Annotated in this window: 24 protein-coding genes and 1 pseudogene; 15 read left to right on the top strand and 10 right to left on the bottom strand. The window is 71.6% G+C overall.

The window, feature by feature from the left end; translation table 11 throughout:
• Positions 1 to 147: 147 nt before the first annotated feature.
• Positions 148 to 1347: an MFS transporter gene (locus KBX21_RS18490; protein ID WP_049566314.1), complete on the top strand. Its 1200-nt coding sequence runs from the start codon at positions 148 to 150 to the stop codon at positions 1345 to 1347.
• 91 nt (positions 1348 to 1438) lie between these two features.
• On the opposite strand, the gene KBX21_RS18485 is transcribed toward KBX21_RS18490, so the two are convergent.
• The 6 genes from KBX21_RS18485 to KBX21_RS18460 all read right to left on the bottom strand — a co-directional run bounded on the left by KBX21_RS18485 (position 1439) and on the right by KBX21_RS18460 (position 7252).
• Complete coding sequence (locus KBX21_RS18485) at positions 1439 to 2251, bottom strand: hypothetical protein (protein WP_210842651.1); 813 nt, start codon at positions 2249 to 2251, stop codon at positions 1439 to 1441.
• A 30-nt stretch (positions 2252 to 2281) separates the two neighbouring features.
• Complete coding sequence (locus KBX21_RS18480) at positions 2282 to 3757, bottom strand: hypothetical protein (protein ID WP_049566308.1); 1476 nt, start codon at positions 3755 to 3757, stop codon at positions 2282 to 2284.
• Between the two features lie 387 nt (positions 3758 to 4144).
• The gene (locus KBX21_RS18475; RefSeq protein ID WP_210842650.1) at positions 4145 to 4906 is read right to left on the bottom strand and encodes a hypothetical protein; all 762 of its coding nucleotides are present in this window, start codon (positions 4904 to 4906) and stop codon (positions 4145 to 4147) included.
• On the bottom strand, positions 4903 to 5310 hold the full coding sequence (locus KBX21_RS18470) for a hypothetical protein (protein ID WP_210842649.1): 408 nt from the start codon (positions 5308 to 5310) through the stop codon (positions 4903 to 4905). Before KBX21_RS18470 ends, KBX21_RS18475 begins: the two co-directional genes overlap by 4 nt.
• Positions 5307 to 6077, bottom strand: coding sequence for a hypothetical protein (locus KBX21_RS18465; protein ID WP_210842648.1), 771 nt, complete (start codon positions 6075 to 6077; stop codon positions 5307 to 5309). Before KBX21_RS18465 ends, KBX21_RS18470 begins: the two co-directional genes overlap by 4 nt.
• A 173-nt stretch (positions 6078 to 6250) precedes the next feature.
• On the bottom strand, positions 6251 to 7252 hold the full coding sequence (locus KBX21_RS18460; RefSeq protein ID WP_210842647.1) for a YhjD/YihY/BrkB family envelope integrity protein: 1002 nt from the start codon (positions 7250 to 7252) through the stop codon (positions 6251 to 6253).
• Positions 7253 to 7369: 117 nt separating this feature from the next.
• Between KBX21_RS18460 and KBX21_RS27235 the strand changes: the two genes are divergently transcribed.
• The 5 genes from KBX21_RS27235 to KBX21_RS18440 all read left to right on the top strand — a co-directional run bounded on the left by KBX21_RS27235 (position 7370) and on the right by KBX21_RS18440 (position 11122).
• The gene (locus KBX21_RS27235) at positions 7370 to 7459 is read left to right on the top strand and encodes a putative leader peptide (RefSeq protein WP_338042027.1); all 90 of its coding nucleotides are present in this window, start codon (positions 7370 to 7372) and stop codon (positions 7457 to 7459) included.
• Between the two features lie 181 nt (positions 7460 to 7640).
• The gene (locus KBX21_RS18455) at positions 7641 to 9338 is read left to right on the top strand and encodes a nitrite/sulfite reductase (protein WP_210842646.1); all 1698 of its coding nucleotides are present in this window, start codon (positions 7641 to 7643) and stop codon (positions 9336 to 9338) included.
• 91 nt (positions 9339 to 9429) lie between these two features.
• A complete protein-coding gene (locus tag KBX21_RS18450) occupies positions 9430 to 9636 on the top strand; it encodes a hypothetical protein (RefSeq protein WP_049566293.1) in 207 nt (68 codons plus the stop codon).
• Positions 9633 to 10334 (top strand): phosphoadenylyl-sulfate reductase, encoded by a 702-nt coding sequence (locus KBX21_RS18445; RefSeq protein WP_049566289.1) that lies wholly within the window; start codon positions 9633 to 9635, stop codon positions 10332 to 10334. Before KBX21_RS18450 ends, KBX21_RS18445 begins: the two co-directional genes overlap by 4 nt.
• Entirely contained in the window at positions 10331 to 11122 is a 792-nt protein-coding gene (locus KBX21_RS18440; RefSeq protein WP_210842645.1) for a sirohydrochlorin chelatase, read from the top strand. The genes KBX21_RS18445 and KBX21_RS18440 overlap by 4 nt, the downstream gene beginning before the upstream one ends.
• 105 nt (positions 11123 to 11227) lie before the next feature.
• On the opposite strand, the gene KBX21_RS18435 is transcribed toward KBX21_RS18440, so the two are convergent.
• A complete protein-coding gene (locus KBX21_RS18435; RefSeq protein WP_049566283.1) occupies positions 11228 to 12409 on the bottom strand; it encodes an MFS transporter in 1182 nt (393 codons plus the stop codon).
• Positions 12410 to 12709: 300 nt separating this feature from the next.
• On the opposite strand from KBX21_RS18435, the gene KBX21_RS18430 reads away from it, so the two are divergent.
• The 5 genes from KBX21_RS18430 to KBX21_RS18410 all read left to right on the top strand — a co-directional run bounded on the left by KBX21_RS18430 (position 12710) and on the right by KBX21_RS18410 (position 19468).
• Entirely contained in the window at positions 12710 to 13378 is a 669-nt protein-coding gene (locus KBX21_RS18430; RefSeq protein ID WP_049566279.1) for a pyridoxal 5'-phosphate synthase, read from the top strand.
• A 148-nt stretch (positions 13379 to 13526) separates the two neighbouring features.
• A complete protein-coding gene (locus KBX21_RS18425; protein ID WP_049566277.1) occupies positions 13527 to 15158 on the top strand; it encodes an acyl-CoA dehydrogenase family protein in 1632 nt (543 codons plus the stop codon).
• A gap of 277 nt (positions 15159 to 15435) precedes the next feature.
• On the top strand, positions 15436 to 17580 hold the full coding sequence (gene glgX / locus KBX21_RS18420; RefSeq protein ID WP_210842644.1) for a glycogen debranching protein GlgX: 2145 nt from the start codon (positions 15436 to 15438) through the stop codon (positions 17578 to 17580).
• A gap of 130 nt (positions 17581 to 17710) precedes the next feature.
• The gene (locus tag KBX21_RS18415) at positions 17711 to 18514 is read left to right on the top strand and encodes a pyrimidine reductase family protein (RefSeq protein ID WP_210842643.1); all 804 of its coding nucleotides are present in this window, start codon (positions 17711 to 17713) and stop codon (positions 18512 to 18514) included.
• 165 nt (positions 18515 to 18679) lie between these two features.
• The gene (locus KBX21_RS18410) at positions 18680 to 19468 is read left to right on the top strand and encodes a GntR family transcriptional regulator (protein WP_210842707.1); all 789 of its coding nucleotides are present in this window, start codon (positions 18680 to 18682) and stop codon (positions 19466 to 19468) included.
• Between the two features lie 324 nt (positions 19469 to 19792).
• On the opposite strand, the pseudogene KBX21_RS18405 reads toward KBX21_RS18410, so the two are convergent.
• Positions 19793 to 20179: pseudogene (locus tag KBX21_RS18405) on the bottom strand (hypothetical protein); the annotation flags it as partial.
• Between the two features lie 251 nt (positions 20180 to 20430).
• On the opposite strand from KBX21_RS18405, the gene msrB reads away from it, so the two are divergent.
• From msrB to KBX21_RS18390, 3 genes are all read left to right on the top strand, one after another.
• Positions 20431 to 20877 carry a peptide-methionine (R)-S-oxide reductase MsrB gene (msrB, locus tag KBX21_RS18400; protein WP_049566268.1) on the top strand — a complete coding sequence of 149 codons (447 nt, stop codon included), beginning with the start codon at positions 20431 to 20433 and terminating at the stop codon, positions 20875 to 20877.
• Between the two features lie 258 nt (positions 20878 to 21135).
• Positions 21136 to 21804 (top strand): phosphatidylserine decarboxylase, encoded by a 669-nt coding sequence (locus KBX21_RS18395; RefSeq protein WP_049566265.1) that lies wholly within the window; start codon positions 21136 to 21138, stop codon positions 21802 to 21804.
• Positions 21791 to 22639: a phosphatidylcholine/phosphatidylserine synthase gene (locus KBX21_RS18390; RefSeq protein ID WP_210842642.1), complete on the top strand. Its 849-nt coding sequence runs from the start codon at positions 21791 to 21793 to the stop codon at positions 22637 to 22639. Before KBX21_RS18395 ends, KBX21_RS18390 begins: the two co-directional genes overlap by 14 nt.
• Positions 22640 to 22728: 89 nt before the next feature.
• Here KBX21_RS18390 and hemQ read toward each other — a convergent pair whose 3' ends face one another.
• On the bottom strand, positions 22729 to 23439 hold the full coding sequence (gene hemQ, locus KBX21_RS18385; protein WP_049566256.1) for a hydrogen peroxide-dependent heme synthase: 711 nt from the start codon (positions 23437 to 23439) through the stop codon (positions 22729 to 22731).
• Positions 23436 to 24923, bottom strand: a complete 1488-nt coding sequence (gene hemG / locus KBX21_RS18380; protein ID WP_210842641.1) for a protoporphyrinogen oxidase — start codon at positions 24921 to 24923, stop codon at positions 23436 to 23438. Before hemG ends, hemQ begins: the two co-directional genes overlap by 4 nt.
• 116 nt (positions 24924 to 25039) lie before the next feature.
• On the opposite strand from hemG, the gene KBX21_RS18375 reads away from it, so the two are divergent.
• Complete coding sequence (locus KBX21_RS18375; protein ID WP_210842640.1) at positions 25040 to 26116, top strand: DUF4349 domain-containing protein; 1077 nt, start codon at positions 25040 to 25042, stop codon at positions 26114 to 26116.
• The last annotated feature ends 74 nt before the right edge of the window (positions 26117 to 26190 follow it).

Below are 26190 nucleotides of genomic sequence, written 5' to 3'. Positions count from 1 at the left end.
CCACGTTGACGAGGGCGGACCCCCTATGTAAAACGGCTCGGGGTCGCATGGCAAGCCCGGTGTCCGCGCACCCGGGAAAAAGACTGCCCGTCGGACCTGCGCGCCGGATAACATCCGCACGCATCGAAACGAACCCTGGAGCCCTCCTTGAACGCGCAGACCGACAAGTCCACCGGACCCCCTCCCGAGGCCAGGCGCGCTCGGGTCGCGGTGTCCGCCCTGTTCTTCGTCAACGGGTTCACGTACACGAACGCCGTTCCGTGGCTGCCGGTGATCAAGGACGATCTGGGGCTGACCAACGCGGAGCTGGGGCTGGCGATCGCGGCGATGCCGTTCGGGGCGATCCTCACCGGGATGCTCGCGGGGCCGCTGATCCACTGGTTCGGCAGCGGACGGACCGCCGTGGGAACCAGTCTGGTCTCGCTGGGAGCGCTTCCATTCATCGCTCTGGCGCAGAACTGGTGGATGCTCGCCGCCGCGCTCTTCGTCATGGGCTCCGCTGACGCCTGGACCGACTCGGCACAGAACTCCCACGGTCTTCGCGTGCAGCGCCGCTACCGACGGAGCATCATCAACACCTTCCACGCCGTGTGGAGCCTGGCGGCGGTCGCCGGTGGGCTGCTCGGCGCGACCATGGCCGGTTCCGGGGTGCCGATCCTCTGGCACCTGACCGGGGTGACGGTCGTGCTCGTGGTCGTGAACCTCGCCATCAGCCGCATGCTGCTGCCCGGGCCCGAGAACAGCGAGCGGGCGGACGGGGTGAACGGCCACGACGGGAGCCGCGTCCGCATCCCGGTCAAGGGACTCCTGCTGCTGGTGATGCTGGGTGTGATGCTGATGATGGCCGGGGGCATCGAGGACTCCGCGGCCTCGTGGGGGGCGGTGTACATGAGCACGGAACTGGGCGCGCCGCTCTTCCTGGCCGCCATGCCGTTCGTGGCCTGCCAGGCGATGATGACGGTGGGCCGCCTGGTCGGCGACCGGGTGACCGACCGGTTCGGAGCGGCGGCGGTGGGACACGCCTGCGGTCTGCTCTCCGCCGGTGGGCTGGCTCTCGCCCTCCTCCTGCCGCACCCGGTGACCACCATCATCGGTTTCGGTGTCATGGGGTTGGGCGTGTCCACGCTGTTCCCGCTGACACTGGCCGCGGCCGGGAACATCCCGGGGGTGCGCACCGGCGACGGGGTGACGGTGGTGGGCTGGCTGGGCCGGGCCGGGTTCCTGGCCTTCCCTCCCCTGGTGGGCTTCCTCGCCGACTCGCTCACACTCGGCAGCGCGCTCTGGGCCATCGCGGCGGCGGGGGTGGCTGCCTTCATGCTCGCCTCGGCGCTGCGTCCACGGACCTGAGGACACGAAAGGGCCCCGTTCACCGGATTCCTCCGGCGGACGGGGCCCTTCCACACGTCAGACCCACGCGGACGTGGGAACGGACGCGGTGTTACTCAGCCATGCCCGGACGGCGGCTGCCGGCCCAGAGGGCCAGAGCACCGATACCGGCCACGACGGCGCCGCCGAGCACGAAGCCCGACATGTCGACGCCCGTGGCGGCGAGCTCGCCACCGGTGTTGTCACCGGCGACCGGAGCCGGACCGCTCGGGGTCTTGGCGCCGGGGGCGTTGGCGTTGGGCGGCTGGCCGTTGTCACCGGGGCCGGTGCCCAGGTCCGGGTCGGTGCCTCCACCGTCGCCGCCACCGGGCGGGGTGCCACCGTCGCCGCCACCATCGCCGCCACCGGGCGGGGTGCCACCGTCGTCGCCACCGCCGCCGTCACCGGGCGGGGTGCCACCGTCGTCGCCACCGCCGCCGTCACCGGGCGGGGTGCCACCGTCGTCGCCACCATCGCCGTCACCGGGCGGGGTGCCACCGTCGTCACCGTCGTCGCCGCCCGGGTCCTCGCCTTCCCCGTCACCGGGGTCGCCGCCGTCACCCGGGTCCGGGGGATCGATCGGGCCCGGGTCCGGGTTGCCCGGCTCCTCACCGTCGTCACCCGGGTCGGGGAAGAGCGGCGGCAAGTCGAACGCCGGGAACGTGGTGACCTCTTCGAAGGCCTGCTCCACGATGGGAGCGACCTCGACCACGGGGTCAGCCGCGGGGGCCGGAGCCGACTCCTGGACCGCCACCGGGGCGGCCTCAGGCGTGACATCGGGGATGGTCTCGTCCGCGGTCTCGGCCGCGAAGGCCGGAGTCACCGAGAAACCAGCCATGAAAAGGCCGGCCGCGGTGACCGTGAAGACCCGCTTCTTAAGGGACATCCCACTCCTTTCTTTCGCTTGCGAACTGAACTACTCAGGGGGGATGGCATACAGGTGGCCCTCATGGACCACCACCGCGCGGTCGCCGAGAAGGCCGCGCGGAGTCTGGGTGTCCTCGGGAACCTCGGAGGGCTCACCGGCGGCGTCCAGCGCCACCCGTTCGCCGTCCAGTTCACCGAAGACCTGGGCACCGACCGTCGCCTCGGGGGTGAAGCCCGCGACCACGGTGGTCTCACCGGTGGCCGGGGAGAACAGCACCGGGCCGTAGGCGACCAGGTCGACGCCGATGGGCGCGGAGAGGTGGCTGACGCCCTCCAGGGCGTCCTCCTCGATCTCCGCCGCGCCGAGCGGGGTGCCGTCCTCGCGGTCGTGGAAGGCCAGGATCGAGCCGTCGCCCCGCTGCGCCTCCCATCGGACGATGACGTACTCGCGCAGGGCGGTGACCACGCCCTCCATGTCACCGGCGCCGTCGGGACGGTCCGCGTGGACCTCCCGCTCCTCGCCGCCGGGCTCGACCCACTGCCAGGGGCCGTTCACCACGGCGGTCAGGGCGCGGTCGTCGGCCGCGAGCATCGGCTCCGAGCTGCCCGGAGCCTCGAACTCCTCCAGCTCGCCGTCGATGGGCAGGTAGGAGGTCTCGTCGGTGCGGACCAGGACGGAGTCGCCCGCGTACCGGGCGGAGCCGGACTCGGGGAGCGTGATGCTGGTGGGGCTGACGCCGGAGACGGGCCAGAACCACAGGGTGTCGGCGGTCTCCATCGCGACGGCGTCCTCGCCGCCGTACTCCACGAACCGGGGTGCGCCGAGCCCGGCACCCGCTTCGAAGGGCAGTTCCACCGACCACTCGCGCGAGCCGTCGTCGGCGAGCAGGTTGAGCTGCTCCTCGGGGTCGATGTAGGCCAGGTACGAACCGTCACGGCTGATCCCGGGCTGGGTCTCCGGAGCGAGCTCCTCGGAGAAGTCGACCGTGGGCGCGTACCCCGGCGGGGCCTCGAACTCCAGGGCGACCGCGGTGTCGTCGGCCCCGTCGTCCTCCGTCGCCGTGGAGACGGAGGGCAGGAACCGGGTGACGACCACCCCGCCCCCGACGACGAGCAGCAGAGCGAGCACCGCCGCTCCCCCGATGAGGACCTTCCTGCCCCCGCCTCTCTCCTTCTTGGCTGCCGGAGGACGTCCCGGAGGCGTCTGACCGGCCTGGGGCGTGCCCGGGATGGGCGGCTGCGGGCGGTCCGAGAGAGCCTGGTCCGCCGCCTGCACGACCCCCGAGGGGGTCGCGACCAGACGCCAGTAACCGTTGGCGTCACGCGCGTCGACCAGTACCGGCTGCCCGATCCTGGCGGCGTAGCCAGTGGCGACGTCCAGCGCCGCGCGCCGCGTCTCCTTGGGGGCCAGGCCGCTCACGACCTGGCGGTGTCCCTCGATGACGATCTCGGCGCTGAGTTCGTCGGGCGCGATGACGATGACCGCGGTTGGCCGGGGGTGCTCCGGACGGGACGCCCGGCTCATGGTGCCTCCGAAGGCATGGGGAACGTGAACCTGTTCGTGTACGGGAGCAGGGGGACGATCAGCGATGACGGCCGGTCGCGGCGCGACGGGATCCGCAAGCGGGGGTTAAACGGCACACGAGTAGTCAATGCTGCACGTGATGATACTGACCGTCTCAGAGGATGTTCACTCCGTTTCATCGAGAAGGAACCGGGCACCAGCCCCGCCCCACCTGTTCGAGTTCGCCCTACGGGACCGGTGACCTGCTGTGACTTGCGGAGGAGGTCACGGGACCCGCCCTGCGCGACTTGCTCACGCTGGAGAGGACACCCCAAAAGGCGATCAGGTTCACGCCGAAATTGGCCGGATCTGGCCAGGGGGTCCTCGGTTGAACCTGACTCCCACCACTCACGCAGGTCGCGTGGACGGACGGGGGTCGCGTGCGCCGACCCTGTGCAGGTCCAGTGTCCGACGCCCTCCGCTCGTCAACGGGTTGGGCCAGTAACGCAGCTCGACGTGCGCCTCCTCCCCGGGACGCAGGTCGACCTCCAGCGGCGCCGAGCGTTGAAGGTCGAGGAGAGCGCGGACCCGGCGCCGCCCCGGAGCCACCACGACCGTCGCCCACTGGCCCGCCGCCAGACTGACGACGTTCTCGCCGTCCACCTGGAACCGCGGGTTCAGCGTGTTCAGTCCCCCCGGGCGCTGGAGGGGAACGCTCAGGTAGAGAACGGCCCACCCCGGAGCCGGCGTCACCTGCGCGCCCCAGCCGACGATCATCGGTCCCGGCCCGGCCGGGGGCGTCTCCCCGGACTCCCGCACCTGGCAGACGATCGCCAGGGCGTACAGGGGGACGGTGAACGCCAGGAGGTAGAACACCTCCCAGGATCCGCGCCAGACGATGGTGGCCACAGTGACGAGCAGGAGCGGCCCGCACAGGAGGTGTGACCCGATGCCGAACAGCAGTCGGTGGAGGTCACCAGCCGCGCGCCGCTCCCGCTCGTCCTCGGCGGGCGAGACCAGGAACGCCATCCGGACCAGGAACACGCACATGGCGCCGAGGACACACCCGACGATGTGCACGACGACGAACGGAGGGCCCCAGAAGCCCAGGAAGAAGGCCGTCGCCAGGGAGAGGACGCTGCCCACGAGGAACACGGCGGAGAGTCTCATCGGCCCTCCCCCAGCGGCGCCGGAGCCCGGAGGCCGTTCTGCCCCAGGGAGGCGATGGCGCGGTTCTCGCGGACACGGAGCACGAAGGACAGCGCGTAGGAGATGAGGCAGACCACCAGCACCGGGACCGGGCCCCAGGTCTGGTGCCAGGACAGGCTCCAGACGGCGACGGCGAGGAGAGCCGGGTACACCGCCCAGGCGACGCCCATGCCCCAGTTCCCCGGCTTGTCCCTCGTCGCCCGCGGCGGCTGCGTGCGTCCGCACTCGAAGGCGTGACCGACCGCGAAGAGGAGCAGCACGGCGAGGATCCCCGCGCTGGTGAAGTGCAGGTGCCCACCGGAGGTGGGCGTGACGGCCAGGGTCCCGAGGTAGGCGTACAGGCCCAACAGGTACGAGGACCTCATCTGTCGTCCTCCTTCCCGGATTCGGTGCGTTCCCTCAGGTAGGCACGGGTGCTCAGAACAGCGAAGCCCGTGGCGCCCAGTGGGAACACGGCGAGGGGCCAGAGTGACGGGACTCCGACCGGGTGGATCAGGTTCAGTGCGGCTGGCAGCCCCGCGACCAGAGCCATGGGCCAGGCCAGCCACACGAAGACGACGCTGACGAGCGGCGGCCTCGCTGTCCCGGAGAACCGGCCGGGCAGGGCCGGGGCGATCACCACGAGGATCTGCCCGACCAGCACCGCCACCAGAGCGAACAGCATGAGCACGAAGAAGGGTCGGCTCTGGTTGATGGATCCGTTGGTGAGGATCGTGTACAGCATGAAGCTCACCAGAGCGGCGGCCACGGCGGCGGTGCAGAAGCTCTGTGAGGCGGCCGTCGAGTACCCGCGGGGTGCCTCCGGGACCGGGCGGCGGTGGGCCCGGGTGGCGAGGAAGGCCAGAACCAGAGCCGTGAGCGGAAGCAGGAGGAGCGGCCAGAGCCACGGCAGGAGCCCCGTTTCGGAGAACACCAGGGACAGGGGGATCACCGCGAACAGCCACGGCATCCAGACGAAGGCGACGGCGTGTTCCGGTCGCGCCGAGGGCGCTCCGGGGCGCTGGGGCAGGGCCGCCAGGTACAGGACGCCCAGGCTGGAGAAGGCCAGACCGAGAAGGTTGGTGGAGCCGTGGTGGAGGGGGTGACCCGTGGTGAGGGTGAACCACAGGGTGACGCAGAGAATCGCGGACACGATCGAACCGATTCCGAGGCGCGAGGACGCGTGGATCGGGGGCCCGGAGGGGGAGGGCACTGGGGGCCTTTCAGGGGACTGTCCAGGCTCGGGGCGGCGGGTTCGCGGCCTCCCGCCGGACCCAGTCAAAATACTGACATTCCCGGCTCAACGGTCCCTTTGGCCGTTTCTGGTCAGCGCCCGTTGAGGGTGTCGATGACCGCCTGCTCCCGCCGCTGGGCGAGCCGGTCGGCCCGCTCGAAGTGGCGGTTGGCGAGTTCCGCGCGGGCGGAGGCGGTGCGCACCGTGGGCCACAGGGCGTCGATCTCGGAGTTGAGCGAGGACCCCACCAGCACGGCGATCGCCATGACGTACAGCCACGCCAGGATCGCGATGGGGGCGGACAGCGAGCCGTAGATGCTCACCTGTCCGAAGGAGGCGTCCAGGTAGGCGCGCAGGCCGGCCGAACCGGCCAGGAGCACGAGGGTGGCCAGCAGCGCCCCGGGCAGGTGCCGCCACAGCGGGGTGCGGACGGGGACGCTGAGCGCGTAGAGCAACGTGACGGCGGCGGTGACGAGCAGGGCCACCAGCGGCCAGTAGAAGAGGTTGAGGTGACCGACGGTGAGCGGCAGCAGATCGTGGACGATGTCGGGTCCGGCCACCAGCACCGGCAGCAACAGGACCGCGAACAGCAGCCCTCCCAGGTAGGCGAAGAAGGCCAGCACCCGCTGCCACAGCCAGCCGCGCAGTTCGTCCAGGCCGTAGGAGATGGTGATGGAGCGGATGAAGACGTTCATCGCCCGCGAACCCGACCACAGGGACACCAGGAAGGTGACGGAGAGGACACCGCCCGGGACGCCGCCGAGGAAGTCGTCGACCAGCGGCTCCACCACGCTCTCGACGGTGGAGGGAGTGAGGATGCGCGCCGCCAGGTCCAGCATCCACTCGCGGATCTCCACCACGAGGTCCTCTCCGAACACCATGGCCAGCGGCCCCAGGGCGCCCAGGAGACAGAGCAACAGCGCGGGGAGGGAGATCAGTGCGAAGAAGGCCGACTCGGCGGCCAGGCCGACGACCCGGTCACGGGAGAAGGCCCGGATGGTGCGCAGCACGAGCAGCGTGCCGCTGTGGAAGACGGGATGGCGTCTGAGCCAGGCGTCGACCATGCGCCACAGGCTTTCCCAGAATCCCACCACAGGGAGAACGTTAGCGCTCCTCAGGACGGTCGGCACCATCGCGGCATGACGTGACTCACATTCGGGCCCGATCGGCACGCCTGGACAAGCGCCGGACGCCCGTGCCATTCTCGAAACATGAACGCTGTTCTCGACCCCATGCTCCGCGTGCGCCGCCACGTGGACTTCCTGCGGGTCAGCAGCGCCATCTGTTGCAGCGTCGGATAACTTCTCGCCGCCTTTTGACGCACCCTCAGGGGTGCGCGCGGCCCCGGCGCTCCCCCTCTTCCTTCAACTCCCACACGGGCTTCACCCGTGACACCAGCCACGACGACGTGCGGTGTCCACGGGTCAGTGGTGCGGGCGCCGGGATCGTGAGCACCCCGCGACCCCAACGGAGACACCCGCGATGCCTCCCTCTTCCGCGCAGCCCGGCAAGCCACCCACGGCAGCCAAACCCAAGCGCCGCCGTGGTGAGGGCCAGTGGGCCCTCGGCTACCGCGAACCGCTGAACAAGAACGAGGAGAACAAGAAGAACGACGACGGGCTCAACGTCCGCGATCGGATCATCAACGTCTACGCGAAGGGCGGGTTCGACTCCATCGACCCGGCCGACCTCCGTGGGCGCTTCCGCTGGTTCGGCCTCTACACCCAGCGTGCCCCGGGCATCGACGGCGGCAAGACGGCCGTGCTGGAGCCCGAGGAGCTGGACGACCGCTACTTCATGCTCCGCGTGCGCATCGACGGCGGCCAGCTGTCGGCGGCCCAGCTGCGCGCGGTCGCGGAGATCTCCCGTGACTACGGGCGCGACACCGCAGACATCACCGACCGGCAGAACGTGCAGTACCACTGGATCCGCGTGGAGGACGTCCCCGCGATCTGGGAGAAGCTGGAGTCCGTGGGGCTGTCCACGACGGAGGCCTGCGGGGACACCCCGCGCGTGATCCTGGGCTGCCCGCTGGCCGGGGTGGCCGAGGACGAGGTTCTGGACCCCACCGCGCAGATCGAGCAGATCTACGACGAGCACATCGGCAGTCCGCTCTACTCGAACCTGCCCCGCAAGTTCAAGTCGTCGCTGTCCGGGTGCACCGTGCACTGCGTGAACCACGAGATCAACGACATCGCCTTCGTGGGCGTGCGCGACGAGGCGGGCGAGGCCGGGTACGACCTGTTCGTCGGCGGCGGTCTGTCCACCAACCCGATGTTCGCGCAGCGGCTGGGCGCGTTCGTGCGCCCGGACCAGGTGAGCGAGGTGTGGGCCGGGGTCTGCGGGATCTTCCGCGACTACGGTTTCCGGCGCCTGCGCACCCGTGCCCGGATCAAGTTCCTCATCAAGGAGTGGGGCGCGGAGAGGTTCCGGGAGGTCCTGGAGCAGGAGTACCTCGGCTACGCGCTTCCCGACGGCCCCGCTCCCGTGCTGGACCCGGGGGTGCGCCGCGACCACGTGGGCGTGCACCGCCAGCGCGACGGACGCTTCTACGTGGGCTTCGCGCCCAAGGTGGGCCGGGTCTCGGGCGCCTCGCTGCTGCGGGTCGCCGAGATCGCCGAGGAGCACGGGTCGGACCGCATCCGCACCACCGCCGACCAGAAGCTGGTCATCCTCGACATCGAGGAGGAGCGGGTCCCGTCGATCACGGCCGCGCTGGAGGCAGAGGACTTCCAGGTCAACCCGAGCGTGTTCCGCCGTCAGACCATGGCCTGCACCGGCATCGAGTTCTGCAAGCTGGCGATCGTGGAGACCAAGGGCCGCGCGGCCACCCTCATCGACGAGCTGGAGAAGCGGCTTCCGGACTTCGAGGAGCCGGTGACCATCAACGTCAACGGCTGCCCGAACTCCTGCGCACGTATCCAGGTCGCCGACATCGGTCTCAAGGGCCAGCTGGTCATGAACGACCGGGGTGAGCAGGTGGAGGGCTACCAGATCCATCTGGGCGGCGGCATGGGGCTGACCCAGGCCTTCGGCAAGAAGATCCGCGGGCTGAAGACGACCGCCGACGATCTCCCCGACTACGTCGAGCGGGTGCTCCGGCGCTTCCAGGAGCAGCGCGAGGACGGCGAGAACTTCGCCGCCTGGGCGGGCCGCGCCGACGACGCGGACCTGAAGTGACCACCTGACACCCAGAGGCCCGGGCGGTGCGCGCCCGGGCCCGCCCGACCCCCTGACCCGGGCCGGGTCCACCGGAAGGAAGAGGTGCGCCGTGTCCGAAAGGGCCGCGCCTTACTACTGCCCCTACTGCGGCGACGAGGACCTGATGCCCGAGGAGGGCGCCGCCGTCAAGGGTGAGGGCTACCCCTGGGCCTGCCTGTCGTGCGCCCGGGTGTTCCGAGTCAAGTACGTGGGCCTGCGCTCCGCCTCGTTCTCCGCGGGCGGAGCCCCCTCCAGACCGACGGAAGGCAGCGAATGAACGCCACCATCACCGAGACCGGCGGACCGGAGCTGGCCGAGCGGGCCGCCCGAGAACTGGAGGAGGCCTCGGCGCCGGAGATCATCGCCTGGGCGGCCGAGACCTTCGGCTCCGAACTCTGCATGACCTCCTCCATGGCGGACGCGCTCATGGTGGACCTGGCGTCCAAGGCCGCTCCGGGGATCGACGTGATCTTCCTGGACACCGGTTACCACTTCCCCGAGACCATCGGCACTCGTGACGCCGTGGCCTCCGTCTACGACGTCAACCTGATCACCGTGGAGCCGCTGCGGACCGTGGCCGAGCAGGACCTGGCCCTGGGCCCCCGGCTGCACGGGCGCGACCCCGGCATCTGCTGCCACCTGCGCAAGGTGGAACCCCTCCAGCGGGCGTTGGAGCCGTACTCGGCGTGGCTGACGGGGCTGCGCCGGGAGGACTCGGTGACCCGCCGGGACACCCCGGTGGTGCAGTGGGACCGGCGTCGGCGGATGACCAAGGTCAACCCGATCGCCCGGTGGACCCAGGAGGAGGTGGACGCCTACATGTCCGAGCACGGGGTCATGGTGAACCCGCTCCAGTACGACGGCTTCCCCTCGATCGGCTGCGAGCCGTGCACCCGTCGCGTGGAGCCGGGCGAGGACCCCCGTAGCGGCCGCTGGGCCGGGACCGGCAAGACCGAGTGCGGAATCCACGTATGAGCGCCGGTGCGGGGCACCGACCGGGCACCTCGGTCCCGCTTCTGGCGGTGGCGCACGGAAGCCGGGACCCGAGGTCGGCCCAGGCGGTCTCGGCCGTCTTCGATCGGGTGCGTGCCCTGCGGCCCGGGCTGGACGTGCGCCTGTCCTTCCTGGACCACGTGGCCCCCGCGGCCGAGGAGGCCCTGGACGAGCTGGCCTCCGGCGGGGCCGGTGAGGTCGTGGTCCTGCCCGCCCTGCTGACGGCGGCCTTCCACAGCAAGGTGGACCTGCCTTCGGTGCTCGACCGGGCGCGTGAGCGCGGCCCGTGGCTGCGGCTGCACTACGCCGACACACTGGGCCCGCACCCGCTGCTGTTGGACGCGCTGGAACGGCGTCTGGCCGAGGCCGGGGCCCACGCCGAGCCGGGGACCGCGCTGGTGCTGGCCTCGGCCGGGTCGAGTGACTCCGGGGCCAACGCGGTGATCCGGTCGATGGCGCGCGAGCTCGCGGAACGGGGCCCGTGGGGCGAGGTGGTGGCCGCCTACGCCTCGGCGTCCGAGCCGAGCCCGGGCCGGGCGGTGCGGGAGCTGCTGGAACGCGGCCACCGCCGCGTGGCGGTGAGCGGCTACCTGCTGGCTCCCGGTTTCTTCTCCGACCGGGTGCGTGAGCAGTCGACTGCGGCGGGGGCGTCCGTGGTCGCCGACTCCCTCGGAGACGTGCCCGAGCTCGCCCGTGTGGCGCTGGAGCGCTACGACGCGGCGGTCGCGGCCCGGCACGCCCACGTGCGGGAGTCCGCGGCACGCCCGTGAGGGGTCGAGGGCGGGCGGCCAAGGTGCCGCCCGCCCTCACGTGTTCCCGACCGGCGGCGCCCCGGCGAGAGGGACGGCCAACGGCCGCATCAGGCGGCGGCCGGGTCAGGCGGCGGTGACGGCCGCGGCGAGCAGGATCACGGCGGAGAACAGCAGCGCGCCCGGGGCTCCCACCGCACCCGCGACGCCGGCGGCCGCGGCCGGTACGGCGACCTGGCCCACGCGGTTGCCCCAGATGCGCAGGGCCAGGGCCGCCCCTCGGGACCCCTCCGGGGCCAGGGTGGCGACCTGAGCCATGGTCAGGGGCTGCCCCAGACCGAGCAGGAAGCCGCCCACGACCAACACCACCGCCAGGACGGCGAACCCGCCCAGGGGCAGCGCCACCAGGGTGAGCGCGACCGCAGCCACGGCGGTGCTGGTGACGACCAGCGCCCTGCGCGACCACCGGCGCCGCATCCACGGCAGTGTGAGGCGTGAGAGCAGCGAGGCACCGGCGCGCATACTCAGCAGGACGCCGACGAGCATCGGGGACAGACCACGGCTCTCGGCGATGAGCGGCAGGTAGGCCGTGAGGATGTCCACTGCGGTCAGCAGCGCCAGGCTGGTGAAAAGCGCTGAGGGCATGCGGCGGCGGCGCAGGAGGTCCCTGGTGGGGACCGGGGGCGCGGCCCTCTGCTCGGCGGTGCGTCTCATCGGGCGCAGCCGCGCCAGGGGGATCAGCGGCAGGACTCCGAGGGCGGCGACGACCCCGGCCACCAGCAGCGCGGTGGAGGTCGCGGAGAGCAGTTCCGCTCCCGAGGCGTCGGCGAGGATGGCCCCGGAGATCAGTGGTCCGGCGAGCTGGCCCAGGGAGGCGGCGGCGGTGAACCAGCCGAAGTCGCGGTCCAGGTGTTCGGGGCGCGAGTAACGGGCGATGAGTGCCTGAGCGGAGACCATGCACAGCAGGTGGCCGACGCCCACGACCGTGCTGGCCAGGGCCAGACCGAGCAGCCCACCGGAACCGGCCAGGAACAGGCTTCCCACGGCCAGGATGACCGAGCCCAGACCCGCGATCCAGGCGATGCGGGCCGCGCGGTCGGTGAAGCGGCCCAGGGACACCGCGATCACCAGCGGAAGCAGTGCGTAGGCGGCGGTGACCAGCCCGACCTCGACGGCGTCCCCGCCCACGGCGATGGTGCGGTAGGAGATGAGGGGACGGACGAGGTTGAGCGCGGTGTGGGTCAGGACCACGCTGCCCAGCAGTCCCCAGAGCCACCGGGAGCGTTCCGTCGGTCCCGAGTCCGTCATGGTCCCCCTCGCGGCGTGTCCTGTGTGAACACCTCGCGGATTCGTCCCGTGACGGGATGATGGCATGAGCGGGGTGTCGTACGGCGTCGGGCATCGTATCGAAGGGGCCGGTCAGGGAGGCCTACCGGGGGTCCGGGGTTGGCCGCTCCCGGGTGGCGGCGGGTTTCCTCGGGGCCAGCGTCGGCGAAGCCGTGCGCGGTCGACCAAGCGGAGGCAGCCGACGTTTCGGGCGGTCGGCGTCCGTTCCCGGCCCCGGTTGAGTAGGTTCGGGGTACTGGAACCGAGCGGACGGAGTGGGCGATGACCGGGCGGGACGGAATCCGGGACATGCTGCGAGGACTGCGGGTCTTCGCGGGGCCCATGGCTACCTTCGACCCCTCCGCCGCCCCGGACGACCCGGTGGACCTGTTCGTGGAGTGGCTGGGCGAGGCCATCGAGGCGGGCGTGCCCGAACCGCACGCGATGACGGTGGCCACGGCCGACGCCGACGGGACGCCCTCCGCGCGCGTCCTCATCCTGAAGGACCTCACCGCCGACGGGTGGTCGTTCGCGACCACCACGACCTCCGTCAAGGGTCGGGAACTCGCACGGAACCCGAAGGCCGCGCTCCTCTTCTTCTGGGGGCTCCAGGGGCGTCAGGTACGCCTGCGCGGCCCCGTGGAGCTGGCCGGGCCCGACGAGCGCGCGGCCGACTTCACAGCCCGCTCGTTGGAGGGCCGGGTGGCGGGCCTGCACGGACGCCAGAGCCAGCCCCTGGACAGCCTGGAGACCATCCACACGACCGCTGAGGAGAGCCGCGCCCGGCTGGAGGCCGACCCCGGACTGGTGCCCGACAACTGGGGCCTGTACCGGCTCGCGCCCACCGAGATCGAGTTCTGGCAGGCGGACCCCGACCGGCGCCACACCCGTCTGCGGTACCGGCGCGAGGACGTCTCGGCCCCATGGGAGCGCGGACTCCTGTGGCCCTGAACCGTTCGCCCCGCGTCCGTGCGCCTGAGCAGGAGCGGACCGGGGAAGGGCGTCGCGTAGACGTCACCGAACCGGCTTCGGTCGGGGGTTCCGGGCAGGGATAGGATTCCCGCACCCGCCCCACCCCCGAACCAGGATCGGAGCCGGAATGCCCGACACACACGAAGTGTTCAACCAGGCCACTCCGCTCGGTGACTACAGCGCCGCCGACGACCCCGCCCTCCTGGAGGGCCTGCGCCGCGAGGGCGCGGGCTGGGCTGAGGCCGACGTCCGCGAGATCGGAGACGCGGCGGGATCCGAGCGCGTGCGCGCGTGGGGCGAGTCCGCCAACGCCTATCCTCCGGTCCTGCGCACCCACGACCGCTACGGCCACCGCGTGGACGAGGTCGACTACCAGCCCGCCTACCACGTGCTCATGGACCAGGCCGTGGAACACGGTCTGCACGCCGCGCCCTGGGCGGACGAGCGTGAGGGCGCCCACGTGGCCCGAGCGGCCAAGTTCTTCCTGTGGTCGCAGGCGGAGAGCGGTCACGGCTGTCCGATTTCCATGACCTACGCCTCCGTCCCGGCGCTGCGTCACTCCCCCGAGCTGGCCGCGCGGTACGAGCCGCTGCTCACCGCGCGCTCCTACGACTTCGGGCTGCGGTCGCCGCTGACCAAGCGGGGCCTCCTCGCGGGCATGTCGATGACCGAGAAGCAGGGCGGCTCGGACGTGCGAGCCAACACCACGCGGGCCGTGCCCACGCCCGAGGGTCACCACCTGCTCACCGGTCACAAGTGGTTCACCTCCGCGCCCATGAGCGACGTCTTCCTGACCCTCGCGCAGGCTCCCGAGGGACTGACCTGTTTCCTGGTGCCGCGTGTTCTGCCCGACGGCTCCCGGAACCGGATGTTCGTCCAGCGGCTGAAGGACAAGCTGGGCAACAGGTCGAACGCCTCCGCCGAGCTGGAGTACGACGGTGCCGTGGCCCACGCGGTCGGCGAGCCGGGCCGGGGCGTGCCCACCATCATCGAGATGGTCAACAGCACCCGGCTGGACTGCGTGATCGGTTCCGCCTCGGGCATGCGCGCCGCCGTGGTGCAGGCCCTGCACCACGCCGAAACTCGGAGCACCTTCGGCTCACCGCTCGTGGACCAGCCGCTCATGCGCAACGTCCTGGCCGACCTCGCCCTGGAGTCCGAGGCCGCCACCGCGCTCATGACCCGCCTGGCCGGTTCGGTGGACCGCGCGGTGCGCGGCGACGAGGGCGAGGCCGCCTTCCGCCGCCTGGGCGTGGCCGTGGGCAAGTTCTGGGTGACCAAGCGCCAGCCGGTGCACGCGGCGGAGGCCCTGGAGTGCCTGGGCGGCAACGGGTACGTGGAGGAGTCGGGCATGCCCCGCCTGTTCCGGGACTCGCCGCTCAACTCCATCTGGGAGGGCTCGGGCAACGTGGCCGCACTGGACGTGCTCCGGGCGATGGCGAGGGCGCCGGAAGCGGTGGAGGCCTTTATGGCCGAACTCGGCACCGCCGCGGGCTCCGACGACCACTACGACGCCGCCCTGAAGCGGCTGGGTCAGGCCCTGGGCGATCTGGAGGAGGTCCAGTACCGGGCCCGCGCCGTGGTGGAACTGATGGCGCTGACTCTCCAGGCGTCGGTGCTCCTGCGCTACGCGCCCACCCCGGTGGCCGAGGCGTTCACCGTGTCCCGGCTGGGCGGCGAGTGGGGACACGTGTTCGGGACGCTGCCCAGGGGCGTGGACGCGGAGCTGATCCTGGACCGGGCGCGGCCCCGGCGCTGATCGTCGGGCTCCGCCTCCGCAGGCCGACGCCGTGACCCGTGTGCCGACCACTCCCCTGGTGGGACGGTCGGCACCGCTGGTTCACGGGCCAAACCCCACCGACACCATTCCCACCCCTTTCACCGTCGCTCACATAAGCCGCAGAAAACGCAGAACGGGCACCCGAGAACGAACATCGGCCCAGTTCGGCATACTTCCGCGGCCGAAGCGGAAGAAAGAAGTCGTCACCATCAAAAACGCCCTTACGGGCCCTGAAACCTAGAGACTGACGACGCCTATGGTGGAAGTGTGGCCAGGTAGTTCCTATCCGCTCGGTGCGACCTACGACGGTTCCGGCACCAATTTCTCGCTCTTCTCCGAGGCGGCCGAACAGGTGGACCTGTGCCTGTTCGACGACGACGGCGAAGAGACCCGCATACCCCTGACCGAATACGACGGCTTCGTCTGGCACGGATACCTGCCCGGCATCGGTCCGGGACAGCAGTACGGGTACCGCGTCCACGGCCCCTACGCTCCCGACCAGGGGTTGCGGTGCAACCCGAACAAACTGCTCACCGATCCCTACGCGAAGGCGCTCAACGGCGACCTCACCTGGCACGAGTCGCTCTTCAGCTACCACTTCGCCGACCCGGACCGAAAGAACACGGCCGACAGCGCGAGATACGTGCCCAAGTGCGTGGTGGTCAGCCCGTTCTTCGACTGGGGCAACGAGACGCGCCCCAACACCCCGTACCACCAGACGGTGATCTACGAGGCGCACCTGCGCGGGCTGACGATGCGCCATCCGGCCATCCCGGAACACCAGAGGGGCACCTACTCGGGCCTGGCCCACCCGGAGGTCATCGACTACCTCACCTCGCTGGGGGTCACCGCCGTCGAGCTGATGCCCGTCCACCACTTCGTGCCCGAGCACGCGATGGTGGCCCGTGGGCTGACGAACTACTGGGGCTACAACACCCTGGCCTTCCTGGCTCCGCACAGCGGGTACGCCGCGCGTGGTTCGCGCGGCCAGCAGGTGCAGGAGTTCAAGGCCATGGTGAAGTCGCTGCACGAGGCGGGCATCGAGGTGCTGCTCGACGTGGTCTACAACCACACCGCCGAGGGCGACCACATGGGCCCCACGCTGTCCTGGCGGGGCATCGACAACCTCGGCTACTACCGGGTCAGCGACGAGGACCAGCGCTACTACCTCGACTACACGGGCTGCGGGAACAGCCTGAACGTGCGCCACCCGCACTCGTTGCAGCTCATCATGGACTCGCTGCGTTACTGGGTCCTGGAAATGCACGTGGACGGGTTCCGCTTCGACCTCGCCTCGGCCCTGGCCCGCGAGTTCCACGACGTGGACCGGCTGAGCACGTTCTTCGACATCGTCCAGCAGGATCCGGTGATCTCCCAGGTCAAGCTGATCGCCGAACCCTGGGATGTGGGCCCGGGCGGCTACCAGGTGGGGAACTTCCCGCCGCTGTGGACCGAGTGGAACGGCAAGTACCGCGACACCGTCCGCGACTTCTGGCGCGGCGAGCCGGTCAAGGGCGAACTGGCCTCGCGGCTCGCCGGATCGAGCGACCTGTACCAGGACGACGGGCGCCGCCCCGTCGCCTCGATCAACTTCATCACCTGCCACGACGGCTTCACCATGGCCGACCTGGTCTCCTACAACGACAAGCACAACGAGGCCAACGGCGAGAACAACCGGGACGGCACCGACGACAACCGCTCCTGGAACCACGGGGTGGAGGGCCCCACCGAGGATCCCGCGATCCTCACGCTGCGCCGCAGGCAGGTCCGCAACTACCTCACCACCCTGTACCTGTCGCAGGGCGTGGTGATGATCTCGCACGGGGACGAGATCGGGCGTACCCAGGGCGGCAACAACAACGCCTACTGCCAGGACAACGAGATCGCCTGGATCGACTGGGAGGGGGCGGGGCTCACCGGCGACTACCCCGGCAACGACCTCCTGGCCTACGTGCGCGACCTGGCGCGGCTGCGTCGCGAACACCCGGTCTTCCGGCGCCGACGGTTCTTCCAGGGCAGCCCGGTGGAGGGCACCAGGGCGGGGGCGGACGGTCTCCCGGACATCTCGTGGCTGCGACCGGACGGCTCGACCATGGAGGGTGACGACTGGGACACCGGTGAGCGGGCGCTGGGAGTGTTCCTCAACGGGGACGCCATCACCGAGCCCGACTCGCGTGGGCGCCGCATCCGCGACAGCTCCTTCGTGCTGCTGCTCAACAGCGGCCCCGAAACGGTGGAGTTCAAGCTTCCGGGCACCGAGTACGGCATGGCCTGGGAGACCATGCTGGACACCGCCGATCCGGACGTGGAGGGGCGTCCGTTCGTCACGGCGGGCGGACCCGTCCGGGTGATCGACCGCGCCCTGACGCTGCTGAGGCGCGTCTCGCACCGCCACGGCTGACCGGGCACCCGTCCGGGACGGCTCCCCGGTACCGGAGGGGCCCGGGGAGGGGCCGGGGAGGGGCCGGGGACCCGCGACGGGACCCGGCCCTACGCCGTGCGCCCGTCCCGCGCCCCTAACCTGGGTGACCATGTCGAGCACACACAGCGCGGGACCCGCCCCGGAGCCCGCCCGCTTCCGCGAACTCCTGCCCGTCCCCGGCAACACCGACGTGGACCTGGCCGAGGCCTACGCCTATCCGTTGGCCCTGGACCGGCCCTGGGTGCGCGCCAACATGGTCGCCAGCGCCGACGGCGGGGCGATCGGCCCCTCGGGGCGCAGCCGCGACCTGTCCTCCGACCCCGACCGCAGGGTCATGGGACTGCTGCGCGGGCTGTGCGACGTCGTCCTGGTCGGCGCCGCCACCGCACGCAAGGAGGGCTACCGCCCGGTGCGTCCGCGCGAGGTGTGGGATCGGCTGCGTGAGGGCCGTCCGTCCACGCCCCGTATCGCGGTGGTGTCGCGCTCGCTCGAACTCGACGCGGAGCTGCTCACCACGGCGCCCGACGACGCCCGCACGATCGTGTTCACCGTCGCGGACGCCCCCGCCGAACTCCGGGAGTTCGTGGCCGAGCACGCCGACCTCGTGGTGGTCGACGGCGTATCGGTGGGACCCGAGCACATCGTGAACGCCCTGGCCGAGCGCGGTCTGTACCGGGTGCTGACCGAGGGCGGCCCGCACCTGCTGGCGGAGTTCGTGGCGGCGGGGCTGCTGGACGAGCTCTGTCTGACGGTGAGCCCGCACCTGCTCGGCGCGGGCTCGCCCCGGATCGTCACCGGCGGCCCGGGGACGCCCGGCACCCTGGAGCGCACCTCCGCGAGGAGCACACCCGTGCGGATGGCGCACCTGTTGGAGGCGCATGGCCACCTGTTCACGCGTTACCTGAGGGAATAGGGCGCCGCGCGGGTCCTCCCCGTAACCGCTCGGTTTCGGCCACCCCACAACGACGCATGAACCATCCCGCAACCGGACATACCCGTTGTGTGCCTCCCTAGGGAGGCACTCCGAATGGACACACCGCACCGGCGGGGCTCACCGGTGCGGCCCCTGGGCGAGAGGATGAACGTGGTGCCGACGTCCGAGAACGGGTCCCCTCCGGTGTACCGGGAGATAGCCGAGGAACTACGAGGACGGATCCGCTCCGGACGGTACGCCGACGGCGACCGCCTCCCCGGGGAGAACGCCCTCATGGAGCGCCACGGCGTCGCCCGGGCAACCGCCCGGCAGGCCCTGTCCGTGCTCATCAACGAGGGCCTGGCCGTGGCCGTGCGCGGGTCCGGCATCTACGTGCGCGCCTTCCGCCCCCTGCGAAGACACGGCGCCCGACGCCTCTCGAAGGACCTGTGGGGTGCCGGACGGTCCATCTGGCAGACCGACGGCGGCACACGGGGGTACGAGGTGGCGGGGCTCGCCGTCGACGAGCTCGTCCCCCACGACCACGTCCTGAGGGCTCTGGAACTGGACGAGGGGTCCACCGTGGTGCGCCGCTCCCGGCTCTACCTCGTGGACGGCCGACCGGTGCAGAGCGCCGTATCGCACCTACCCCCGCACCTGTGGGCGGGACGGGAGGAGGCCCCCGCCGCGCGCCGGGTCCGGGCCGAGGACAGCGGCCCCGGAGGCATCTACGCGCGACTCGCGGAACTCGGCCACGCCCCCGCCCACTTCACCGAGGAGATCCGGGTGCGCATGCCCACACCCGAGGAGGCGGAGGAGCTGAACCTGGCCCCGGGCACCCCCGTGCTGGAGGTGGCCCGGACCGCGCTGACCGCCGATCACCGGCCAGTGGAGTTCAACGAGATCACCATGGACGGTTCGGCGTACGTGTTGCAGTACGACTTCGACGCCTGAACACTCCCCGGAGGCGTCCCCGCCCCGCCTCGGGTCACGCGCGCCCCCGCGCCCGTTGATCGTGCACCCTCCCCACCTGGGAAGACGGGAGGGGCGCCCCGTGTGGGGCGCCCCTCGCTCTCTCGTGGCGGACCGGACACGGCCCGCCGTTCGTCGCTACCTTGTGACGCTCGCGCTCGGACTCCGCGCGGTCACGGACTCCCCGCTCGGGGCCCCCGTGAGGTGGTCGCCCACGCGCGGACGCACCACGACCGGGACCGCCTCGCTCGGAACCTCACCGTGTGGAGTCCCCTCGCTCGAGCTCTCCGTCTCCGCGCTCGGGGCTCGACCGCGACGGGAGACGAAGACCAGGTACGAGAGCGGTAGGAGGGTGAGTCCCACCGCCACGGCCCCGGCCGCCGCGAAGAACATGGTGCTGGACGAGGTCATCGCCCACTGCGCCATGCCCATCCCCAGCACGACCGCCACCACCAGGGCTCCGACGGCGATCGCCGTCACCAGCCCGAACAGCTTGCGGTCGCCCCAGGGCTCCGGCCGCGCGTACTCGATTCCGGCGACGGTGGAACGCAGGCTGAGCTCGGCGGCCCAGCGCAGTTCCCGTCCCACTCTCCGGCCCACGCGGGCGGCGCCGTCCCCGACGACCCGTACCCGTGACCGGGGTCCGGCGGTGGTCTGGTCCAACCACCACAGTCCGTACCGGATCCTGCCCACGCGCAGAGGCCGCTTGCTCACTCCGAGTGCCTCTTGAGCTGTAACAGCCATGCCACCTGCCTCAGTGCCCTCGATCACTGACCCCTGCAGGAGCCCCTACCCGCATGTTTGACCACCGAACGTCATGGAAGGTGAAGTTAGGCGTATGTGGCTTTTAAGGATGATTTACCTGAAGAGTGGGCTTAAGCCCGTTTTCTTCACACCGTGTCCCCTGTCGGCACCGGAGCGCGTTTCCGGGTAGCGTCGTCACCATGGCTGACGCAGCGGACCAGGCCCCGGACACCAACGGCGGGGCACCCAGGGACCTTCCCAGGAGCGACCAGGAGTGGCGCGAGCGCCTCAACGAGCAGGAGTACGCCGTGCTCCGCCTCTCGGGCACCGAACGCGCCTGGACCGGGGAGTACGTGGACACCAGGACCACCGGTGTCTACCGTTGCCGGGGGTGCGGAAGCGAACTCTTCCGCTCCGGCGAGAAGTTCGACTCCCACTGCGGGTGGCCGAGCTTCTTCGACCCGGCCGACACCGACGCCGTGACCCTGCACAGGGACGCCTCGCTCGGGACGGTGCGCACCGAGGTGCGATGCGCCACCTGCGCCTCCCACCTGGGTCACGTCTTCGAGGGCGAGGGGTACGACACCCCCACGGACCTCCGGTACTGCATCAACTCCGTCGCCCTCACCCTGGAGCCCACGGAGTAGGCGGCATGGCATCCTGGGTCGGGGACCGCCCGGACACCCGAACGGGACCGTCCCCGGATGCCAGCCGATCCCCGTTCCCTCCGGATCGGCGATAATCTCACCAGCGCACCGACGATCGGCCAGAAGTCGACCGGAGGGCGCGCGCGGCGGGACCCCACCCGGTGACCGCGCACACGCGAACCCGGCCCTCGCCGGGTTCACCCCTCACAGCGGTAACCGATGTGCGGGCGACCGACCGACCCGCGACGAAAGCGCTCGATGACCGACGACTCACCTTCCTCCTCCGTCTCCCCGCGCCCCCCGGCCAGACCACGCTTCGGCATGGCCCAGGGTTCCGCCCCGTGGCTGGTGCCCGCGCTCGGCGCGGCCGGCGTCGCTGCCCTGTCCGCCCGGCGTTCCCGGGCCGGGGCCGTGGTCGCCGCCCCGGTGATCGCCCTGGCTGCGGGAATGACCTGGTTCTTCCGGGACCCCAACCGGGGTCCGGCGACCGGGCGGGTACTGTCCGCGGCCGACGGCGTCGTACAGAGCCTCGACCCCCAGCCCGACGGGCGGATCAGGGTCGCGGTGTTCATGAACCCCCTCAACGTGCACGTCAACCGTGCGCCCCTCGCCGGAGTCGTGACCGGCGTCGAGCACCGCCCCGGGGGTTTCCGCCCCGCCTTCGACAAGGACAGCGAGCGTAATGAGCGCGTCATCTGGACCCTTGAAACCGAGATCGGTGAGATCACGGTCGTTCAAATCGCCGGCGCGTTGGTCCGGCGTATCGTCCCGTATCTCGCTGCGGGGCAGAAGGTCGAACAAGGCGAGAGGATCGGCCTCATCCGGTTCGGGTCACGCGTCGACGTCTACCTTCCGACCGGGGTCACCCCGGCGGTGGAGGTCGGCCAGAAGGTCCGCGCCGGAGAAACCCGTCTTGACGCCGACTGAGACCGTCCCCGCAGCACGGGCCGCCTCCGACCTCTCCGGTGAGGCGCCCCGGCTCCGTCTCGGCGTGGCCGACTACCTGACGCTGGGCAACGCCCTGTGCGGGTTCCTCGCGGTGTGGGCACTGGCCACGGCCCAGGCCGCGCACCTGGCCGGGGGCGCGGCGGGTCCGCTGCCGAAGTCGGCCATGGCCACGGCCGTGGGTCTGTTGATCGTCGCCGCCACCCTCGACGTGCTCGACGGCCGGGTCGCCCGCAAGCTGGGCGGCAGCGGCATGGGCGCGGAACTGGACAACCTCGCCGATGTGATCAGCTTCGGGTTCGCCCCGGCGTTCTTCTTCGTGGTGTGGGGCACCATCACAGGTGGCGCCGGAGTGCTGCCCGTGCTGGCGGGCGGCGCCGTGCTGCTGGCGGTGATCGTCCGGCTGGCCAGGTTCTCCTGCCAGGCCCCCGACGCGAACTACTTCACCGGGCTTCCGTGCCCGTTCGGGGCGATGGCCGTGGTGACGATCGTGCTGCTGGACCCGCCGCTGCTGGCCGGGGTCGCGGCGGTGCTGCTCGTCTCGTGGCTGATGGTCAGCCGGATGGAGTACCCGAAGCCGCGTGGGAAGCGGATCTACGTGGTGCTGGGCATGCTCGCCACGGGCGTGGCCTTCATCGCCGCCTGGGGTCTGGGGCTGCCCGCCGGTGAGGCGCTGATCTACCTCATGAGCGCCCTGGTGCTGCTCACGATCGTCTCGCTCCCCTTCTACGTGATCGCCACACGTCGCGCGACGCCGCACGTCGGTCCGCACATCGGCCCGCACGCCGGTCCGCGCATCGGCCCGCACGTCGAATAGCGTTCGAGGACGCCGGTCTGCGGCGTGTCGACGGCGAAGGACGGCCCCCGCGCCCAACGGTGCGGGGGCCGTCCTCGTCGTATGGGGCGTTACGGCAGGGAGTCGACCAGCTCGGCCACGCTCTTGCGGCGCCCGGTGTAGAAGGGCAGCTCCTCGCGGGTGTGCAGGCGGGCCTTGGCTCCGCGCAGGTGGCGCATGAGGTCCACGATGCGGTACAGCTCGTCGGCCTCGAAGGCCAGCAGCCACTCGTAGTCGTTCAGACCGAACGAGGAGACCGTGTTGGCCCGCACGTCCGGGTACGGGGCTGCCATGCGGCCGTGCTCGGCCAGCATCGCGCGGCGCTCGTCGTCGGGCAGCAGGTACCACTCGTAGGAGCGCACGAACGGGTACACGCAGATGTTGTCGCGCGGCTCCTCCCCGGCCATGAAGGCGGGAACGTGGCCCCGGTTGAACTCCGCGGGGCGGTGCAGACCCATGACCGACCACACCGCCGTGCCGGCGCGGCCGATCCGGGTCCGGCGGAACTCGGAGTAGACGCCCTGGAGCTGCTCCGGGGTGTCGGCGATCCACCAGAACATGATGTCGGCGTCGGCGCGGAAGCCCTGGACGTCGTAGCTGCCGCGCGTGGTCACGCCCTGCTCGGCGGCCTTGTCGAGGAGGCCCTGGAGCTCCTCGGCGGCGGCGGCGCGGTCCACGCCCTCCAGGCCGTCGACCCGGAAGACCGACCACATGGTGTAGCGGATGAGTTTGTTGAGGTCGGTGCCGTCCTGGGCGACGGCCTCGTTCTGCTGCCCCGTCACGGGTTGACTCCTTGCTGGTTCGGTCCGGCGGCTCTCTGGTCGCCGCCGCTGGTGCGGCTGTGGTCGGTGAGGGTGTCGGCCAGGCGCGCGGCCTCGAGGCTCGCGTCGGCGACACAGGCGGGGATGCCCACTCCCCCGTAGGCGGCGCCGCACACACCCAGCCCGCGGTGGCGTCGCACACCGGACCGGACCCGTTCCACCCGGTCGGCGTGGCCGACCCCGTACTGCGGTAGTCCGTCCGTCCACCGGGTCACCCGGGTCTGCACCGGCGTCCCGCGCAGACCGGTCACGTGCGCGAGGTCCGCGAGGGCGGCTCGGGCCAGTTCCTCGTCGGAGCGGCGCAGCGCGCCCGCGTCGCCGAACCGGCCGATGGAGCAGCGCAGGACCAGCAGGTCCTCCCCCGGGTTGACCCTATCCAGCTCCTGGGCCAGCCAGGGCCACTTGTTGCTGGAGAACGTGGCCGCCTTGATGGTCAGTCCCTCGCCCGCCGGGACCAGGAAGCCGGTGCCGGTGAGCGGGCGCGGGAAGGCGGCCGCGGGCAGGGCGAAGGTCGCCAGCGCCATGCTCGCGTACTCGATCCGGCGCAGTTCCCCCGCGGCCCCGGGTTCGGTGTCGGCGAGCAGGCGTGCGGCCTCGGGGGCGGGGCAGGCGAGCAGGACCGCGTCACAGTCGACGCGCTCCTCGCCTACCGTCCCGTCCGCGCCCTCCAGACGCACCCTCCAGCCCCCGGGGGCCCGCTCCAGGGAGTGGGCCCGGGTACCGGTCCGCAGGTCCTTCTGCCGCGACGCCAGCGCGTCCACGAGTGAGGCGACGCCGCCGCGCAGGGAGGCGAAGACCGGTCCGGACCTGGTGGGGGCCGCGCCCCGACCGCTCAGACTCGTGTGCACGGCGCTCATCAGGGAGCGGTCGCGGCGGGCCATCGGGGCGATCTGCGGGAGGGTGGAGTCCAGGGAGAGTTCGTCGGCCCGTCCCGCGTAGACGCCTCCCAGGAGGGGTTCGACCAGGCGGTCGACCACCTGACGACCCATGCGTGCGCCGACGTAGGCGGCCACGGGCACGTCGGAGCGCACCGGGGTGCGGGGCCACACCAGGTCGAGGGCGGCGCGCAGGGTTCCGGCCGGGGAGAGGACCCCGCTGCGGGCCAGGGCCCGAAGGTCCCCGGGCACGCCCATGAGCTGCCCTTTGGGCAGGGAGCGGACGCGGCCGCGGCTGTAGATGGCCGCGCCACCGGACCCGGGGTGCACTACCTGGTCGTCCAGGCCGAGCTCACCGAAGAGGTCGAGGGCCTCGGGGCGGCGTGCGAGCACCGCCTCGGCACCGGCGTCGACGGACACACCGGCCACGGGCGAGGCGCGGAGCTTGCCCCCCGGGACGTCGGCGGCCTCGACCACCGTGGTGGTGACCCCCCGACCGTTCAGGCGGTGCGCGGCGGTGAGTCCGGAGACCCCGCCCCCGATCACGACGACATGCGGTGCTTCTGGCATGTCACCAGCTTCCCAGATGCCGCGCGTCACAGTGATCCGACGTCCCCGAAGACGGCCGTTGCCGTCCCGTTACGGCGCGGGGGAAACGATGCCCGCCCGGGCCGCGTCGAAGCGGCATGGACACCTCAGCGTTGACGCCGCCCCGCGCGGGCCGTGCCGCCGGACTGACCGTCGCCTCCGGCCTGGCCGTCCTCCTGCTCGCCTCCTGTGCGACCTCCTCCGACAGCGGCGCGCCCGAACCCGCGCACCTGACCGCTCCGGAGCGGCAGGCCGACTCCGAGGCCGAGGCCGGAGCGGGGGCAGGGGCGGGGGCGGGGGTCGAGTTCTCCGCGCAGGGCCCTTCGGAGACGGAGGAAGGAACCGAGGGCGGCGGCACGGACGTGGAGGTCGCCGACCGGCGACTGGTCCACACCGCCGACATGACCGTGCGCGTCGAGGACGTGGCCGAGGCGGCCGAGCTGGCCAAGCGGCTCACCCTGGACACCGACGGCTACGTGGAGTCCGAGAGCCTCTCCACGCCCCGGGACGGCCACCCCGAGGGCCGCCTGACCCTCCGCATCCCCGACGAGGACTACGAGGGCGTGCTGGAGGACCTCGCCGAGCTGGGCGACCGCTCCATGCTGGAGCGGTCCGTGCAGGACGTCACCGAGGAGGTGGCCGACGTCGAGAGCCGGATCGAGTCCTCCGAGACGGCTCTGGAGACCCTGCGCGGCTACCTGGAGGAGGCCCGGGACGTCGACGACCTCCTGCGGGTGGAGGGTGAGATCCAGCGGCGTCAGGAGGACCTGGAGGCGCTCCAGGCCCGGTTGAGGGTTCTGGACAACCAGACCTCCTACTCGACGGTGCACCTGACCCTCCAGCCGCCGACGACCTACCTGGAGGAGCCGGTCCGGGACTCCGTCGGTTTCCTGGGCGGCCTCGAACGCGGGTGGCGCGCGCTGGTGGACCTGGGGCAGGGGCTGGCCGTGCTCGTGGGCTGGCTGCTGCCCTTCGCCGTGGTGGTCGCGGTGGTCGGGGCCTGGCCGCTGTGGGCGTGGCGCGGGCGCCGCAGGGCCCGCCGGGAGCTCGGCTCCGAGAAGGTCGCCAGCCCGGGAGCCGGGGCCCCGGGCGGGAACGACGGCGCGCGGACCGCCGCGCCGGCGCGGGACACGGAGACGGGCCCCGACACGAGGGACGACGGGGGTCGCGACTGACCCGGACGACGCCCCCCGGAACGCGCCGAGGCCCGGCTCCCCACTCGGGGGCCGGGCCTCGGCGCGTGTGAGCG

Source organism: Nocardiopsis sp. B62 (assembly GCF_018070675.1).
In the GTDB taxonomy this organism is placed as follows: Bacteria; Actinomycetota; Actinomycetes; order Streptosporangiales; family Streptosporangiaceae; genus Nocardiopsis; species Nocardiopsis prasina.
This window is presented reverse-complemented; position numbering and strand designations above follow the sequence as displayed.